Genomic DNA, 16,599 nt, shown 5'->3' on the forward strand with positions numbered 1-16,599 from the left:
GAAAACCGTAAATGGACGGTTATCGGGTCCTCAGCCATTCGCCGGTCTCCAAAACGGCTAGGTTTGAACCGTGGCGAAATCGTGCCGGCGCGCCGGCACGATCAAGACGCCGCAAGAGCGGCATCACACATTCTGGCTCGCGTGACATTCACGCAACAAGAGGAGGCGCGCTACCACCAGCCGCGGGAGACCGGGGCCGGGGCAGGGGCTGGGGGGGCTCCCCATGGATCGACGCCTGCAGCCTCGGCGGACCGGGAGGCGCGGACGGGAGCGGCTCCGGCTGACACGGCGGGGCGCGACACCGTACGACGAGCCTCTGTCGACGGAGCACTCGCACCCGGTGCCGATGGCGCGGGTCGCGCGGCGACCTTGGCCGGAGGCTTTGTGGGTGCCTTGGTCGGAGCTTTGGCGACGAGCAGGCTTCCCGGCGCGAGGCCGAGCGCGATCTTCATACGCGCGTCGTGGCCGTAGAGATCGGAATAGGTGCGCAAAGCCCCGTGATCGTCCGCCGCGAGGGTGAAATACGCGAGATGGACCGGCAGCTTCTCCGGCAGGCGGATGGTGCGCTCGCCCTTGCCGATGAGCTTCTTCAAGCGCTCGCTCGACCAGGCTTCGGGAAGCACCGAATCGGCGAAACGGAAGGGATCGTCCACGCGCACACAACCATGGCTCATCGCCCGCTGGGAGGCGGAGAACAGTGAGCGGTTGGGGGTGTCGTGCAGGTAGACGGCATGGTTGTTGGGAAACAGGAACTTGATGAAGCCGAGCGCATTCCGCTCGCCCGGCGGCTGGCGCACGGAGATGTTGCCGTTGCGATAAACGACCTCGTAGCCGCGACGAGCCGCGTAATTCGGGTCACGGGCCAAGGCGGGCAGGAACTCGTTCTTCAGGATCGAGGGTGGCACGTTCCAGGATGGGTTGACGACGGCGTATTCCATCATCCCCGAAAAGACCGGCGTCGGCGTCTCGGTCTTACCGACGATGACGCGGGTCTCGTCGCGCACCGACCCATTGCGGATCACACGCAGGCGAAATTCGGGAATGTTGACCAGAACGTAGTCGCGTCCGAGATCGCTCGGCAGCCAGCGCCAGCGCTCCATGTTGACGAGAACCGTCGATTCCTCGTCGCTCGCGCGTGCAGACGGCTCGGACCGGCCGAGGGCGGCGACGGTCTGTGGCGTGAGCGTGCCGGTGGCCGGCAGACCACGGCCCCGCTGAAACTTCGCCACCGCGGCGGACACGGCCCCGTCGAACGCAACTGGCTCGCCCGACGCGGCGTCGAGGGTACCGGCGGTGCGGGTCGGCAGACCGAAATGTTTGCGCAGGGCAGGGACACGGGGATCGTGCATCCCAACCTTCAGGACCGGTCCGGCGGGAATCGACACGGGCGACGTCGCTATGGGCGCGCCGTGAAGATTGCGCAGGCTGGCGAGCCGGGCTTTCAAGGCGAGGTAGCCGGCCTGCGCCGGGTTGTAGCCCTGCAGCGCGGCTCCGGCCTGCGGGCCGGCGCTGGCGACGCGCGCCAGAACCGCATCCGCTCCGGGAATGTCGAGGGTGGGCGTGATCAGGCGCGAGACGGCGGCCAGGTTGACGCGCGCGCCGCGCGCATCCTTGGCGTAGAGCACGATGGCGGCCGAGAGTTTCAGCTCGATCTCGGCGGTCTGGGCCTCGGTCAATCCCTGTGTGCCGATGACCGGTACCGGATAGGCCTGAACGTTGAGACCGTCCTCGGCCGCGAGGGCGAGCCGCGACGCGGCGGCCTTGGCGGCAGCCGTGAAGGCTCCATCGACCACCCAGACCGGCTTGAAGGCGCCGAGCCCGTAGAAGGCCTGCATCGCCTCCCGATCCTTCGTGCTCAGGCGGGCGAGAAGGGGGGCCGGATCGGCGAGACGAGCGGCCAGGGCCGCCCCCATCGGATCGGTCGGCACCGGAGCGGCGGCCACCGCGGCGGCGGGCTCGGAGCCCGTTTCAGCCTTCGAGGGTGAATCCTCGACGCTTCTGGTCTCCGACGCGCCTTCCCGGGGGGCATCGGATGGGACCTGCGCGGAATCTCCCGCCACGGCGGGCTCTGCCGGGTTGGGAGAGGGGGATACGGGCGAGGAGATCGCCCCGGTCGCCGCCGTATCGGCCTGTTCCTGATCGGATGAGACCGAGGGCGTGGCGGCGCTCTGCACAACGGACGGAGTCTGGTCGAGCCGAGGCTCGGCCCTTGCCGCGTAGCCGACACAACCGACCATGAGGGCGGCCAGTGCGACGGAGGCGGAGCGCGAAGCGCCCATGATGAAACTCCCGGGACCGGCCGTATCGGCCGTGTTTGCGGTCAAACAATCGCTGCTTGCGCAACCGCTTGCAACGGCGCGCGGGCAACAGTGGAGGCTTGCCGGGATCTCCCGGCCCGAAACGCAGTGCCTTGACGCACATCCCGGCCAGACGGGCCGCGACGGAAACGCTGCCTCACTCTCAGGCGGCGGCTTCGTCGCTCTTCTCGTCGTCGTCGAGACCGAGATCCTTCAGCTTGCGATAGAGCGTCGACCGGCCGATGCCGAGGCGCCTCGACACTTCCGACATGCGCCCCCGGTAATATTGCAGAGCGTAGCGGATGATCTCCGCCTCCAACTCGTCCATCGGCTTCATCTCGCCGGTCTCCTCGGTGACGAGGGTCATCGCGTGGGGGTCGCGGACTTCGACGCGGACGATTTCGCGCACCGGCTCGGGCATGCCGGCCTGAACCATGGGCTGGACCGGGGCGGCCGGAATGCGCACGTCGAACCCTTCCACCTGCGCGGCGATCTGCGGGAACTCGGACACGGTGAGCTCGTCGCTATCGGCGAGCACCACGGCGCGGAACAGGGCGTTCTCGAGCTGGCGGACATTGCCGGGCCACCCGTAGCGGCAGAGCAGCGACATGGCCTCCGGCGTGATCGCACGGACGCGCTTTCCTTCCTCGGCCGCGAAGCGCGCACAGAACGAGCGCACCAGGTCCGGGATGTCCTCGCGGCGCGCCCGGAGCGGGGGCAGGGTCATCGGGAAAACGTTGAGGCGGTAATACAGGTCCTCGCGGAAGCGACCCTGCTTGACGAGGTCGAGGAGCGAACGGTTCGTGGCCGAGATCAGCCGGATGTCGATCCGAACGCTGCGCTTGGCGCCCACCGGATCGACTTCGCCCTCCTGCAGCGCGCGCAGGAGCTTCACCTGGGCATCGAGCGGCAACTCGCCGATCTCGTCGAGGAACAGCGTTCCGCCCGAGGCTTCGACGAACTTGCCCATATGACGCTCGGTCGCGCCCGTGAACGCGCCCTTCTCATGCCCGAACAGGGTCGATTCCACGAGATTGTCGGGGATCGCCCCGCAATTGACTGTGACGAAAGCCTTGCCGCGCCGATCGCCCGAACCCTGGATCGCACGCGCCAGCACTTCCTTCCCGACGCCGGACTCGCCCTCGATGAGGACCGGGATGTTGGACTTGGCCGAACGCTCGGCCAGCCGGATCACACGCTCCATGTCGGGACTGCGCGAGGACAGGTCCTTGAAGGTGAGCGAGCCGGAGGCGCGCCGCCGCATGCGACGCACCTCTTCTTCCAGCTGATCGACCTTGAGCGCGTTCTTGATCGACACCTGAAGCCGCTCGGCACCGGCCGGCTTCACCACGAAATCGGTGGCGCCGGCCCGCATGGCGTTGACGACGGCGTCGATGGAGCCGTTGGACGTCTGGACGATGACGGGCGTGTCGAGGCCCGATTGGCGCATCTGGGCCATGACGGCGAGACCGTCGAGCCCGCCTGGCATCACCAGATCGAGGAGCACGACGTCGATAGGCTCGCCGGACCGCAACACGGACAGCCCGTCCTCACCGCTCTCGGCGACCTTCACTTCGAAACCGAGGCGACGCACCATCGCTTCGGCGAGCCGGCGCTGGACGGGATCGTCGTCGACGATGAGGACCGTTGTCGACATGCGGAAAGCCTCGACCGTGTGCTGTGAAAGGTGATCGCCCCCAGGATATCGCCCTGCGAACCAGCCACCGGTGTTTCGTTTCGATCCGTAGGGTGAGCGAAGAGCGTAAAGCTGTGCTTAACGACGATCCCACTTTCTTTCCTGATGGTCCACTCCTCGGGCGGGTTGGGCCGGCGGAGGCTCTGCCGGAGATTCGTTGCGGCGGAATGCACCGACTCGGTTGATCACGCGGCCCTGGCGCTCGATATCAACCCCGACGGCGCGGGAACGCCGCTTCAGGATCAAAGTCACCATGTCGAGCCGAGCCGTCGTTCATGCCAGCCTGCCCAGCGCCGCCCGGATGCCGGCCGGCCAACGATCGGAAGGGACCAACGTCGCGAGGGCTGCCGCTCTTGCTCTCGACCTCGGCTCGCTTCCCGAATGGGATCTGAGCGACCTCTATTCCGGAATCGATTCGCCGGACTTCCGTAGCGACATCGCGCGGGCGGAGCGCGAATGCAGCGATTTCTCGGAGCGCTGGAGCGGCGTCATCGCCGAGATCGCCGCGGGGCCCGATGCGTCCTCGCGGCTCGCCGAGGCGGTAGCCGCCTATGAGGCGATCGAGGACCGGCTCGGCCGCCTGATGTCATTCGCCGGCCTCGTCTATTCGGGCGACACCACGGACGAGCGGCGCCAGAAGTTCTACGGTGACACTCAGGAACGCCTGACCACGGCCTCGGGCCACCTCCTGTTCTTCGCCCTGGAGATCAACCGCGTCGACGACGCCCTGATGGACGCCGCCATGGCGGAAGGCCCCCTGGCGCATTACCGCCCCTGGGTCGAGGATCTGCGCCGCGAGAAGCCGTTCCAACTCGACGACCGCACCGAGAAGCTGTTTCTCGAGAAGTCGGTGACCGGACGTTCTGCCTGGAACCGGCTGTTCGATGGCACGATCGCCTCCCTGCGCTTCCCCCTCCAGGGCGAGATGTTCACCCTGGAGCCGACGCTCAACAAGCTGCAGGACCCGGACGGGGCGGTGCGGAAGGAGGCGGCCGGAGCCCTGGGCGACGTGTTCCGCGCCAATCTGCGGACCTTCGCCCTCATCACCAACACCCTGGCCAAGGACAAGGAGATTTCCGACCGCTGGCGCGGGTTCAAGGATGTGGCCGACGACCGCCACCTGTCGAACCGGGTCGAACCCGAGGTGGTGGCGGCCATGGTAGACGCCGTGCAGGCGGCCTATCCACGCCTCTCGCACCGCTATTACAAGCTGAAGGCGAAGTGGTTCGGCGTCGACGTCCTGCCCTATTGGGACCGCAACGCACCGCTGCCGCGAGTGGAGCAGCGCACGATTCCCTGGGCCGAAGCGCGCGACATGGTGCTCGACGCCTACGGGGCCTTCTCACCGCGCATGGCAGACATCGCCAAGACCTTCTTCGACCGCCGCTGGATCGATGCGCCGACACGTCCGGGCAAGGCACCGGGCGCGTTCGCTCATCCCACAGTGCCCTCGGCGCATCCCTATGTGCTGGTGAATTACCAGGGCAAGCCGCGGGACGTGATGACCCTCGCGCACGAACTCGGCCACGGGGTGCATCAGGTTCTGGCCTCGCGCAACGGGGCGCTGATGGCACCGACGCCGCTGACGCTGGCCGAGACCGCGAGCGTGTTCGGCGAGATGCTGACGTTCCGGCGCCTGCTCGCCTCCACGACCGACACGGTCCAGCGCAGGGCCATGCTGGCGGCCAAGGTCGAGGACATGATCAACACGGTCGTGCGCCAGATCGCGTTCTATCTCTTCGAGCGGAAGGTCCATCTCGCCCGCGCCGAGGGAGAACTCACGGCCGAGCAGATCAACGGCCTCTGGATGTCGGTGCAGGCCGAGAGCTTCGGCCCGGCGATCTCACTCGATGCGGGCTACGAGCCGTTCTGGGCGTATATTCCACACTTCATCCACTCGCCGTTCTACGTCTACGCCTACGCGTTCGGCGATTGCCTCGTGAACTCGCTCTACGGCGTCTACGCCAATGCGGAGGAAGGCTTCGTCGACCGCTACTTCGCGCTGCTCTCTGCCGGTGGGTCGAAGCCCTACGGTGAGCTCCTGGCCCCCTTCGGCCTCAACGCCAGCGACCCCGCCTTCTGGCAGATCGGCCTCAACATGATCGAGGGGATGATCGTGGAGTTGGAAGCGATGGAGGGATAGGGGCCTTTGCGCTGCGGTCTTTCCGTTGTACAGAACGTACAACGGAAAGATGAATTGCCATGAAGCTCGAAGTAAAAAAGATCGGAAATTCCACTGGGCTCATCCTGCCACGGGAATTGATCACCAAGCTCAATCTGCGGCAGGGCCAGTGGCTCCACATCACCGAGATGCCCGATGGTGGAGTGCGGCTGACCCCTTACGATCCTGATTTCGACAAGGCGATGGCGATCGTCGACGACATCATGGAGGAGTATAAGGATACCTTGCGGGCGCTGGCGCAGTGACCGAGCCCCGTTGGTTGACCTCTGAAGAGGTCAAAGTCGCCCACGAGCGCCAGCTCGTCCGGTTTGGTGGTCCTCCTGGTCTCAGAGACGAGAACGCACTCGAATCCGCTTTGGCGCGGCCTGTGAATCGCTGGCGGTACGAAGACGGCGATTTAGCGATACTGGCTGCGGCCTATGCATTCGGTCTCGCGCGCAATCATGCCTTCATCGATGGCAACAAGCGCATCGCCTTCGTGGCGATGACATTGTTCCTACGGCTCAACCACGTTGCTTTCCGCCCGGATCAGGCCGAGGCGACTCGAATGATTTTCGGTCTCGCCGCGAGCGAGATCGACGAGGACGGCCTCACGCGTTGGATCCGCGACAACTGGCCAACGGCGTAGCCCCTTCCGCGACGCAAGTTCCGCGACCCATGGGCCCATGGCCCTGGTACCCTTGGGGAAGGAGCCTATCTCGTGGTGACACTCCTTCGTCGCGCAGAATGGATTCGATGGCCGATCACGACAACGAAGCCAACCGCTTCTCGGCGCGCGCCAGCCGCTATGCCCGGGTGGGTGCGAATGTGGGCGGCGTCGCCGCGCGCATGGCCGGCGCCAAGTTCTTCGGCAAGGGCGAGACCCCGACCAACGCGGCGGCGTTGGCGCAGGCCCTCGGCGGGCTGAAGGGCCCGATCATGAAGGTGGCGCAGCTGCTCGCCACCGTGCCGGATCTGCTGCCACCGGAATACGCGACCGAGCTACAGAAACTGCAATCCGACGCGCCGCCCATGGGAGCGGCGTTCGTCAAGCGCCGGATGATGGCAGAGCTCGGACCCGATTGGCAGAAGCGGTTCGGCTCCTTCGATCTCAGGCCCGCCGCCGCCGCCTCCCTCGGCCAGGTCCATCGCGCGACCGGCCTCGATGGGACACCCTTCGCCTGCAAGCTTCAGTATCCCGACATGCAATCGGCCGTGGAGGCCGATCTGAAGCAGTTGGAAATTGCCTTCGCCCTCCATCGCCGCCTCAGCTCGTGGCTCGATACCCGCGAGATTGCCAAGGAGATCGGCGCCCGAGTCAGGGAGGAACTCGATTACGAGCGCGAGGCGAAACATGCCGCCCTCTACGGGGCGGTATTGCAGGACATCGCGGATGTGAGGGTGCCGGCGATCCACACGGATCTGTCGACGAAGCGCCTCCTCACCCTGGGCTGGCTCGAGGGGGACAGGATCCTCGACTTCACCGAGGAGCCGATCGAGATCCGCAACCGCCTCGCGCAGGCGATGTTCAAGGCGTGGTGGCACCCTTTCAGCCGAGCCGCCGTCATCCATGGCGACCCGCATCTCGGCAATTATACCGTGTTCTCGGAGGACGGTGAGGCGCGCGGCATCAATCTTCTGGATTACGGCTGCGTTCGCATCTTCCACCCCCGCTTCGTGGGTGGGGTGGTCGATCTCTATCGCGGTCTTCTCGACAACGACAACGCCCGGATCGTCCACGCCTACGAGGTCTGGGGGTTCAAGAACCTCACCAAGGAGCTGATCGAGATCCTCAACATCTGGGCGCGGTTCATCTACGGCCCAATTCTGGAGGACCGCACGAGGACCGTGGCCGATGGGGTCAAGCCCGGAGAATACGGGCGGCGGCAGGCCTTCGAGGTGCACCAAGCCCTGAAGCAGCGCGGCCCCGTGACGGTGCCACAGGAATTCGTCTTCATGGACCGGGCGGCGGTGGGGCTCGGCGCGGTGTTCCTGCACCTGCGTTCGGAGCTGAATTACCATCGGCTGTTCGAGGCCGAGATCGAGCGCTTCTCCCTCGAAACCCTGACCGAGCGGCAGGGCACGGCCCTGATGGCGGCAGGCCTTCCGCTTCCGGTCTAGGTAAATCGCGAAGCGGCTTCCGGCGAACCCGCCTTCGAACACCGGCGATCCGTCGAAGACCGGGCGGGTCCGCTTCGGCCCGTTCCCACGAATCTTGTTCGCCACCGGGAAGCACCGAGGGGCGCGCACGACCGCCTGCCGGTAAGCTCGCCCATGACAGGCGAGGATGAACTGTCATTCCATTGGATAAATCCCGCTTCCCATATTTTCGCCAGTCGGTATCTCGATTGCGAGCGATCGAGGCTTGCGCTAAATCCGCTTGGAACCAATCAAGATGATGACCAAGGGGACGAGCGCAAGATGGCTGATGCGAAGAGCGTGACCGGCGTGCATTACAGCCCGGCGATGGACGAGAAGACCCACGAACAGACCTATCGCGGCTTTGTCCGGTTTGTGGAAATCGGCACGGGCGTGGTGATCTGCTGGGTGCTCGCCCTGGCCGTGGGCGGTATTCACGAGGCTTGGCTCACCGCCATCTTCGGTGTTCTCCTGTCGGGAGCCGCCGGCGCCGTGGGTGCATTCGTACCCAGCATCGGCTGGAAGGCACCGTTCGCGGTGGCGCTCCTGCTGGCGCTGTACCTCTTCTTCGCGTGACGTAGCCCAGGATCGCTGGTATACCAGCGATCCGCGGCTCTATATTCCTGCTAAGCCGCGGCAATCGAGCATGATTGCCGAAGGAGGTCTTTGAATGCGCATCGCTGTCCTGACAGAGTCGGATCCCGCTGAGCCGCGGGTGGCGGCGGTGCCCGATACGATCAAAAAATTCAGAGGACTCGGCGTCGACGTCACGGTCCAGTCCGGCGCTGGCCTGAAGGCCGGTGTTCCGGACGCGGAATACGAAGCGGTGGGCGCCAGCATCGCCGCCACGGCCGAGGAGACGGCGAAGGACGCCGATCTCGTCCTCAAGGTCAGGCGTCCCAACGAGGACGAGCTGAAGCTTCTGAAGAGCGGCGCCACCGTCGTCGCCATCATGGATCCCTACGGGAACGAGACCGCGCTGCAGGCCATGGCGGATGCCGGCATCAGCGCTTTCTCGATGGAGCTGATGCCCCGCATCACCCGCGCCCAGGTGATGGACGTCCTGTCCTCCCAAGCCAATCTCGCGGGCTACCGCGCCGTGGTCGATGGCGCCGCCGAGTACGGGCGCGCCATGCCGATGATGATGACCGCCGCCGGCACTGTGCCGGCCGCCCGAGTCTTCGTCATGGGTGTCGGTGTCGCCGGTCTCCAGGCCATCGCCACTGCAAGGCGCATGGGAGCGGTAGTGACGGCCACGGATGTGCGGCCCGCCACCAAGGAACAGGTCGAATCCCTCGGGGCCAAATTCGTGGCCGTGGAGGACGACGAGTTCAAGCAGGCCGAGACGTCCGGTGGCTATGCCAAGGAAATGTCTGCCGAATACCAGAAGAAGCAGGCCGAGCTCGTGGCGACGCATATCGCCAAGCAGGACATCGTCATCACGACGGCGCTGATCCCCGGTCGGCCGGCCCCGAAGCTCGTGTCGGAATCCATGGTCGCGTCCATGAAGCCGGGTTCGGTGCTCATCGACCTCGCCGTCGAGCGCGGCGGCAACGTCGCCGGTGCCGAGGCGGGCGAGATCGTCACCACCGAGAACGGCGTCAAGATCGTGGGCCACGTGAACGTCGCCGGCCGCCTCGCGGCCACGGCGTCCAGCCTCTACGCCAGAAACCTGTTCGCGTTCGTCGAGACTCTGATCGACAAGGAAGCCAAGGCCCTCGCCATCAAATGGGATGACGAGCTCGTGAAGGCGACGAACCTCACCCGGGACGGACAGGTAGTCCACCCCGCCTTCCAGCCCAAAGCAGCCTGACCCCGGCGGAGAGACAGATGGCCACCCTTCCCCCCGAACAGGCCGCCGAGCAGGCACGCGCCGCCGCTGCCGCCGCCCGTGCCTCCGCCGACCAGGCGCAGAGCATCGCCGACAGCCTCAGCCAAGGCCTCAGCCATGGCATCTCCGTCGTCACCCATGGCGCGGTCGATCCCACCGTCTTCCAGCTCGCGATCTTCGTGCTCGCGATCTTCGTCGGCTACTACGTGGTGTGGTCGGTGACCCCGGCGCTCCACACCCCCCTGATGTCGGTCACCAACGCGATCTCCTCGGTCATCATCGTCGGCGCGCTGCTGGCGGCGGGCGTACCGTTGATCGAGAAGGGAACCGGCTGGGCTCGCTTCTTCGGCTTCGTGGGCATCGTGCTCGCCAGCGTCAACATCTTCGGCGGGTTCCTCGTCACACAGCGCATGCTCGCCATGTACAAGAAGAAGGCTTGAGACGATGTCCCAGAACGTCTCCGCCCTTCTCTACATCGTCTCCGGCGTCCTGTTCATCATGGCGCTGCGGGGGCTCTCGCACCCGACCACGTCGCGGCAGGGTAACCTGTACGGCATGGTCGGCATGGGCCTCGCGGTCCTGACCACCCTGGTCGGCCATCCGCCAGCCGGATTCGGCGCCTGGATCATCGTCCTCCTCGGCCTCGCCATCGGCGGCGGCGCGGGCGCGGTGATCGCCAAGCGGGTGCCGATGACCGCCATGCCTCAGCTCGTGGCCGCCTTCCACTCCCTCGTGGGTCTCGCCGCCGTGGCGGGTGCGGCCGGCACGCTCTATGCCCCGCAGGCAGTCGGCATCCTCGAGAACGGCCATATCCATAAGGAATCGCTGTTCGAGATGGCGCTCGGCGTCGCCATCGGCGCGATCACCTTCACCGGTTCGGTCATCGCCTTCGCCAAGCTCGACGGACGCATGTCCGGCAAGCCGATCATGCTGCCGCAGCGGCACGCGATCAACATCGCCCTGGGCATCGCCCTGGTCGGCCTGATCGCCGTGTTCATCGGCACCGAGAGCAAGGCGATCTTCTGGCTGATCGTGGTGCTGTCCTTCGTGCTCGGCGGGCTGCTGATCATCCCGATCGGCGGCGCGGACATGCCCGTCGTCGTGTCGATGCTCAATTCCTATTCGGGTTGGGCGGCGGCCGGCATCGGCTTCACCCTGGGCAACCTCGCGCTCATCATCACCGGCGCCCTCGTCGGCTCCTCCGGCGCGATCCTGTCCTACATCATGTGCAAGGCGATGAACCGCTCGTTCATCTCCGTGATCCTCGGTGGCTTCGGCGGCGACGCCGCTGCGGCCGGTGCGGGTGGGGCTGTCGAGACGCGCCCCGTGAAGCAGGGATCGGCCGACGATGCGGCCTACATCATGAAGAACGCCGAGCGCGTCATCATCGTCCCCGGCTACGGCATGGCGGTGGCGCAGGCCCAGCACTCGCTCCGCGAGATGGTGGACCTTCTCAAGAAGGAAGGCGTCGACGTGAAATACGCCATCCACCCCGTCGCCGGCCGCATGCCCGGGCACATGAACGTGCTGCTGGCGGAAGCCAATGTGCCCTACGACGAGGTCCACGAGCTCGAGGACATCAACGGCGACTTCCCCCAGGCGGACGTGGCCTTCGTCATCGGCGCCAACGACGTCACCAACCCGGCCGCCAAGACCGACAAGACCTCGCCGATCTACGGCATGCCGATCCTCGACGTGGAGAAGGCCAAGACGGTCCTCTTCATCAAGCGCGGAATGGGCTCCGGCTATGCCGGCGTGGAGAACGAGGTCTTCTTCCGCGACAACACCATGATGCTCTTCGGCGACGCCAAGAAGGTCGTGGACTCGATCGTCAAGAACCTTTGAGCGACGTGGGGCGGCACTCCGCCCCGTCAGTCTCGACTGCGAAGGGTCGGCGCCATGCGCCGGCCCTTTTCTCGTCTGGGTAAGAGCGAGTTCCGGTCTTCCCCCGCGCGTCACCGCGAAGCCGGCAGCGCAGTAGCGCCGGGTAGCCCCGGCCGGGTAGACTGATTGCGTGTCAGCCGCCTCAGCCCTCGCCCCAGCCCGCGCCTTCCTCGGCGTCACCCGCTCCATCATGGGGCGGCCCTGGCGTGACCGCTGCGGCGAGGCGGCCGCCCAGGCCTATGCCGCGACGATGGTTCAGGCCCATGGCCTGCCCGACCTTCTCGCCCGTGTCCTCGCCTCCCGTGGCGTCCGGCCTGACGAAGCGGAGGCCTATCTCCAGCCGCGACTACGCGACCTGATGCCGGACCCGTCCCGCCTGGTGGACATGGAGGGCGCGGCCGAACGGCTCGCCCGTGCGGTCGAGAGCCACGAGCATGTGGCGGTGTTCGGCGATTACGACGTCGATGGCGCGGCGAGCGCGGCGCTGATCGCCGGCTACCTACGTTCTCTCGGCCTGACGGTGGACATCCACATTCCGGACCGGATCACGGAAGGGTACGGCCCCAACGTGGCGGCGGTCACGTCGCTGGCGGAGGGCGGGGCAAAGCTCCTCGTCTGCGTCGATTGCGGCACGAGCGGCCACGAGCCCCTCGCAGCCGCGGCCGAGCTCGGCCTCGATGTGATCGTCCTCGATCATCACGGCGCACCGGAGGTCCTGCCCTCGGTGCGCGCCTTGGTGAATCCCAACCGTCTCGACGATGTGTCGGGCCTGGGCCACCTCTGCGCGGCGGGGATCGTCTTCCTCACTCTCGTGGCTCTCAACCGCCGCCTGAGGCGGGGAGGGAGGGATGATCTGCCCGATCTCGCCGAATCCCTGGATCTGGTGGCGCTGGCGACGGTGGCCGACGTGGTGCCACTGACCGGCCTCAACCGCGCCTTCGTCGTCCAGGGACTGAAAGTAATGCGCGGCCGGGGCCGGATCGGCCTCGCCGCCCTGTTCGATGCGGCATCCTTGAGCGAGCCGCCGGAATCCTGGCATCTCGGCTATCTCCTCGGTCCGCGCATCAATGCCGGCGGGCGCATCGGCCATGCGGGGCTCGGTGCAGCCCTTCTCACCAGCACAGATCCGGTCGAGGCGAACCGCATCGCCACCGAACTCGATCTCCTCAACCGCGAACGCCAGGGCATCGAGGCGCAGGCCGTTCTCGAAGCCGAGGCCGAGATGGATCGCGCCCTGACCCTGGATCCGGACAAGCCGGTCCTGGTGACCGCCTCCGCCACTTGGCATCCGGGCGTGGTCGGCCTCGTGGCGGCCCGCCTGAAGGAACGGTTCGGCCGACCGGCTTTCGCATTCGCCCTACGGCCGGATGGGACGGCGACGGGGTCGGGCCGCTCCGTAGCCGGGGTCGATCTCGGATTTGCGGTGCGGGAGGCGGTGAATGCGGGCCTTCTCGTCAAGGGCGGCGGGCACTCCATGGCGGCTGGCGCAACGCTGCCGGGCCACGATCCCAGGCTCTTCGGCGAGTTTCTCGCCACCGCCCTCGCAGCAGCGGTGGCGGAGGCGAGGGCGGTGGAAGCGCTCCTCATCGACGGTACGGTGAGCGCGGGCGGTGCAACGGCGGAGGTGGTTCGCCTGGTCCAGCGTGCCGGGCCGTTCGGTGCCGGGGCGCCGGAGCCCGTCTTTGCCCTGTCGCATCACCGGCTCGTCGATGCGGGCATCGTCGGCAACGGCCATGTGCGCGCGCGCTTCAGGAGCCGGGATGGCCAGGCCATCGGCGCCATTGCCTTTCGTTCCGCGCAGGGGCCGTTGGGGCAGGCGCTCCTCGGCGGGATCGGGCAGGAATTCCACGTGGCCGGCACCCTCGCCATCGATACCTGGCGCGGCGGCGAGCGGGTGCAATTGCGCATCGGTGATCTCGCCACACCCTGAACTTTGCGCGCCCGCATGCGCAGGATGTGTTGACACCCGCGCAAGCCCTCACCATAAGGGCCCGCGCGCTGCCGAAAGGCGGTGGTTTGGGGGAATGTCCCGAGCGGCAAAGGGGGCGGACTGTAAATCCGCTGCGTAAGCTTCGTAGGTTCGAGTCCTACTTCCCCCACCAATCCATACCGACACGCTGGTAGCACGGCCGATGAAGGGATCACCTTCTCAAGACCGCGTCTCCATGCTATCGGGCGCCATATGCGGGTGTAGCTCAATGGTAGAGCAGCAGCCTTCCAAGCTGAATACCCGGGTTCGATTCCCGGTACCCGCTCCACTTTCTTCCCCGACCGATGCGAACGACGTTGCCGGGTGAGGCCGTCCTTCCCTTTCGGTGAACGTGCAGGTGACGCCCCCGGCGCGGCGCCCCTCTTACTCCTCGACCAGCATGAATAAGCAGCGCTTCGGGCCGGTCGAGCAGGCGGGCCGGACCGCTTGCCTTCAATCCGCCGCGACCGATTCCGAGTTTGTTGTGCGCCCGACCAATCCGGGGGAGTCGGGGGCGTAATGTCCGGCTGCGATCGTGCGTTTGACCGTGGACCGCGCGGCATCGATGGCGATGGCGGCGGCCGAGAGGGTCTTCGCCTCCGTCGGACGCTCCAGGGCGTGCTTGGCGATATCCCCGGCGAGGTCGTCGATCTCACGGGCGAGGCCTTCGAGGCGCGTCGGGTCGGCGATACCTTGCGCCTCCTGGCGGATCTGCAGGAGGCGGTCGGTGGCCTCCTCGATCCGTTCCCGGCGCAACCGCGACAGACGCTGTCCGATCCAGGCCAATGCCGAGCCGATACCGCCACCGAGGAAGGCGACGAGATAGATCCAGGTCTCGTAGCGTTCGATGAAGCCTTGCTGTTCGCGCTCGTAGAAATCGACGGCACCCGGGTGGATCGGTAGCCGCGCGCTCGTCGCGCCGGCCGTGCTGTCGTAGCTCGGCGCCTGCATGTAGTCGGCGGCGGCGGTGACGTTGGCCATGCCGCTGCGCAGCTCGAACAAATGCTGGGTCACGTCTGCCGCGACAGGGCGGGACAGGCCGGCCCGCGCCATCAGGCGATAGGACGCTCCCACCGTGTGGACATCCTCGGCCGGAACTTTGGGACTGCCGCCGAACGTCTCGGCCGGCATGGTGACCGATTGCAGACGCGGCATCCGCGCGACGATGGCGTCGGCGTTCTCGACGGTCACGAAAGCGACCTTTCGCGTCTTGCTGGCCGCCTGAACGATGCCGACGATCCGCTGTGCCGTGGGCGCGGTCGGGGAAATGACCGAAACCACGGCATCGACCCGCTTTTTGGCGAATGCCGCCGGAAGCTCGGCTTCGGTCATCTCCACGAGGGCAACGTGGCCCGGCGGCAGCGGTCCGTCCGGGTCCTTGTCGAGCAGCGTCAGGCCGTAATGCCCCACCATCGCCTTGATCAGTGCTTGGTCGGCGTCGCGATGCGCGAGGATCGCGAGACGCTTCCGGTCGAGTTCGGGGAAACTCGTCAATCCGGATGGCTCGGGAGACGCGATAATCATGGCCTGATCGCGGAGGATCGCCAGGGTCAGAGCATTATCCGGCAAGTCGACATCGGGGCGGACCACGGCGAGGTCGGCGCGCCCCTCCTGTAGGGCGGCGGCACTGTCCCTGACGTCGTCGAGGGCGATGACCTTGAGGCGGATCTCCTTGTGCCGCCGGGCAAGAGCATCGGCATAGGCCTGGATCAGCGCCGGCTCGGTCCCGTCCTTCGGCGCGACCGCGATGGTGAGGACGGTCGCCCGAGAGATCCAGTAGGCCGTGGCGGCTCCCAGGCCGAGCAGCACGGCCAGGAGGAGGAAGACGAATTCACGGCGAATGATGCGGCCGGCGAATTTCATGTCTCGGCACTCCGCTCGCCGCTTTGCCGGACGGCACGCTGCATCATGCCACGCCGGAGGGCAGAGCGTGGAGATCGTGCCGGCGGGATCACGCGAGTTCGAGGTGGAGCGATGTCAGCGGGGCCGACGCGGCTGTGTGGTGGCCCGGCCGCTGAGACGGCGGGTGATATAGGCGATGATCTTCGGAAGCACGAAAATGGTCAGGAGTTTACGGAGCATCGAGACTTTCCGGAATGAGGGGGATCGGCGCTCGAGACCGGCAGCAAACCTGGTGTGAGACCGAGGGGCTGGTGACCGCTGCCTGCACGGAGGACCGACGAGACACGTTCTTTGACAGTGCGGCAGGCGGCGCGAACCCAATCGGCTCCGCCGAAATATCCGCATGCGCGTGGAGGCAGAGCGGTGCTATGCCTCGCTTGCCGGTTCAGCGCTTGCCGGTGACCGTGTCGACCACCGAGGCGACGCCGTCCTTGGCCTCGCCGACGGTGCGCTGGGCCTCGCCCTTGAGTTCCTGGGCCTTGCCCTCGGCCACCAGCGTGTCGTTGCCCGTGACCTTGCCGGCGGCCTGCTTGACGTTGCCGGCGGCTTCGTTGGCGAGGCCCTTCAGCTTGTCCGTGGTGCTGCTCATGGGGATGCTCCTTCGGTTCGGGGATGAGATCGTAGGGGGAGGTCCGGCCGGTCGCGGGTGACCGGCCGGGGATTGGCTCAGGCGCGGCGGGCGCCGTAGCTGTCGGCGAGGGTGTGGAGCTTCGGGGCGCC

12 protein-coding genes, 2 tRNA genes and 1 pseudogene are annotated in these 16,599 nt (G+C 66.6%); 11 read left to right on the forward strand and 4 right to left on the reverse strand.

What is annotated here, in order from left to right; all coding sequences use genetic code 11:
• Window positions 1-170: 170 nt before the first annotated feature.
• Together ASF32_RS13355 and ASF32_RS13360 are read right to left on the reverse strand one after the other, a co-directional pair.
• Window positions 171-2,279 (reverse strand): L,D-transpeptidase family protein, encoded by a 2,109-nt coding sequence (locus tag ASF32_RS13355; protein ID WP_056429200.1) that lies wholly within the window; start codon window positions 2,277-2,279, stop codon window positions 171-173.
• A gap of 181 nt (window positions 2,280-2,460) precedes the next feature.
• Window positions 2,461-3,954, reverse strand: coding sequence for a sigma-54 dependent transcriptional regulator (locus ASF32_RS13360; protein WP_056429202.1), 1,494 nt, complete (start codon window positions 3,952-3,954; stop codon window positions 2,461-2,463).
• Window positions 3,955-4,294: 340 nt separating this feature from the next.
• Between ASF32_RS13360 and ASF32_RS13365 the strand changes: the two genes are divergently transcribed.
• From ASF32_RS13365 to ASF32_RS13415, 11 genes and pseudogenes are all read left to right on the forward strand, one after another.
• Window positions 4,295-6,136 (forward strand): M3 family oligoendopeptidase, encoded by a 1,842-nt coding sequence (locus ASF32_RS13365; protein ID WP_156467811.1) that lies wholly within the window; start codon window positions 4,295-4,297, stop codon window positions 6,134-6,136.
• 59 nt (window positions 6,137-6,195) lie between these two features.
• Window positions 6,196-6,420 (forward strand): AbrB family transcriptional regulator, encoded by a 225-nt coding sequence (locus tag ASF32_RS13370; protein WP_056429206.1) that lies wholly within the window; start codon window positions 6,196-6,198, stop codon window positions 6,418-6,420.
• Window positions 6,417-6,803, forward strand: coding sequence for a type II toxin-antitoxin system death-on-curing family toxin (locus tag ASF32_RS13375; RefSeq protein WP_056429208.1), 387 nt, complete (start codon window positions 6,417-6,419; stop codon window positions 6,801-6,803). The genes ASF32_RS13370 and ASF32_RS13375 overlap by 4 nt, the downstream gene beginning before the upstream one ends.
• Before the next feature lie 107 nt (window positions 6,804-6,910).
• Window positions 6,911-8,275 (forward strand): AarF/ABC1/UbiB kinase family protein, encoded by a 1,365-nt coding sequence (locus ASF32_RS13380; protein ID WP_056429239.1) that lies wholly within the window; start codon window positions 6,911-6,913, stop codon window positions 8,273-8,275.
• Window positions 8,276-8,575: 300 nt separating this feature from the next.
• The gene (locus tag ASF32_RS13385; RefSeq protein ID WP_056429210.1) at window positions 8,576-8,869 is read left to right on the forward strand and encodes an aa3-type cytochrome c oxidase subunit IV; all 294 of its coding nucleotides are present in this window, start codon (window positions 8,576-8,578) and stop codon (window positions 8,867-8,869) included.
• A 94-nt stretch (window positions 8,870-8,963) separates the two neighbouring features.
• Window positions 8,964-10,100, forward strand: a pseudogene (locus tag ASF32_RS13390) (Re/Si-specific NAD(P)(+) transhydrogenase subunit alpha); the annotation flags it as partial.
• Window positions 10,101-10,123: 23 nt separating this feature from the next.
• Window positions 10,124-10,564, forward strand: coding sequence for a proton-translocating transhydrogenase family protein (locus tag ASF32_RS13395; RefSeq protein WP_056429213.1), 441 nt, complete (start codon window positions 10,124-10,126; stop codon window positions 10,562-10,564).
• Window positions 10,565-10,568: 4 nt separating this feature from the next.
• A complete protein-coding gene (locus tag ASF32_RS13400; protein ID WP_056429217.1) occupies window positions 10,569-11,969 on the forward strand; it encodes an NAD(P)(+) transhydrogenase (Re/Si-specific) subunit beta in 1,401 nt (466 codons plus the stop codon).
• A 229-nt stretch (window positions 11,970-12,198) separates the two neighbouring features.
• A complete protein-coding gene (recJ, locus tag ASF32_RS13405; RefSeq protein WP_244483643.1) occupies window positions 12,199-13,938 on the forward strand; it encodes a single-stranded-DNA-specific exonuclease RecJ in 1,740 nt (579 codons plus the stop codon).
• 88 nt (window positions 13,939-14,026) lie between these two features.
• Window positions 14,027-14,110 (forward strand) — tRNA-Tyr (locus ASF32_RS13410).
• 82 nt (window positions 14,111-14,192) lie between these two features.
• Window positions 14,193-14,266: transfer RNA gene (locus ASF32_RS13415), tRNA-Gly, on the forward strand.
• Window positions 14,267-14,430: 164 nt separating this feature from the next.
• Here ASF32_RS13415 and ASF32_RS13420 read toward each other — a convergent pair.
• Both ASF32_RS13420 and ASF32_RS13425 read right to left on the reverse strand, forming a co-directional pair.
• Window positions 14,431-15,840, reverse strand: coding sequence for a TAXI family TRAP transporter solute-binding subunit (locus ASF32_RS13420; RefSeq protein ID WP_056429222.1), 1,410 nt, complete (start codon window positions 15,838-15,840; stop codon window positions 14,431-14,433).
• A gap of 424 nt (window positions 15,841-16,264) precedes the next feature.
• The gene (locus tag ASF32_RS13425; RefSeq protein WP_056429224.1) at window positions 16,265-16,468 is read right to left on the reverse strand and encodes a CsbD family protein; all 204 of its coding nucleotides are present in this window, start codon (window positions 16,466-16,468) and stop codon (window positions 16,265-16,267) included.
• Window positions 16,469-16,599 lie beyond the last annotated feature (131 nt).

Source organism: Methylobacterium sp. Leaf91, assembly GCF_001422815.1.
Taxonomy (GTDB): domain Bacteria; phylum Pseudomonadota; class Alphaproteobacteria; order Rhizobiales; family Beijerinckiaceae; genus Methylobacterium.

Excerpts from the sequence above, each read along its gene's own strand:
- ASF32_RS13355 (WP_056429200.1), bottom strand. The coding sequence starts at position 2,279 with ATGGGCGCTTCGCGCTCCGCCTCCGTCGCACTGGCCGCCCTCATGGTC.
- ASF32_RS13360 (WP_056429202.1), bottom strand. The coding sequence starts at position 3,954 with ATGTCGACAACGGTCCTCATCGTCGACGACGATCCCGTCCAGCGCCGG.
- ASF32_RS13365 (WP_156467811.1), top strand. The coding sequence starts at position 4,295 with ATGCCGGCCGGCCAACGATCGGAAGGGACCAACGTCGCGAGGGCTGCC.
- ASF32_RS13370 (WP_056429206.1), top strand. The coding sequence starts at position 6,196 with ATGAAGCTCGAAGTAAAAAAGATCGGAAATTCCACTGGGCTCATCCTG.
- ASF32_RS13380 (WP_056429239.1), top strand. The coding sequence starts at position 6,911 with ATGGCCGATCACGACAACGAAGCCAACCGCTTCTCGGCGCGCGCCAGC.
- ASF32_RS13385 (WP_056429210.1), top strand. The coding sequence starts at position 8,576 with ATGGCTGATGCGAAGAGCGTGACCGGCGTGCATTACAGCCCGGCGATG.
- ASF32_RS13395 (WP_056429213.1), top strand. The coding sequence starts at position 10,124 with ATGGCCACCCTTCCCCCCGAACAGGCCGCCGAGCAGGCACGCGCCGCC.
- ASF32_RS13400 (WP_056429217.1), top strand. The coding sequence starts at position 10,569 with ATGTCCCAGAACGTCTCCGCCCTTCTCTACATCGTCTCCGGCGTCCTG.
- recJ (WP_244483643.1), top strand. The coding sequence starts at position 12,199 with ATGGGGCGGCCCTGGCGTGACCGCTGCGGCGAGGCGGCCGCCCAGGCC.
- ASF32_RS13420 (WP_056429222.1), bottom strand. The coding sequence starts at position 15,840 with ATGAAATTCGCCGGCCGCATCATTCGCCGTGAATTCGTCTTCCTCCTC.
- ASF32_RS13425 (WP_056429224.1), bottom strand. The coding sequence starts at position 16,468 with ATGAGCAGCACCACGGACAAGCTGAAGGGCCTCGCCAACGAAGCCGCC.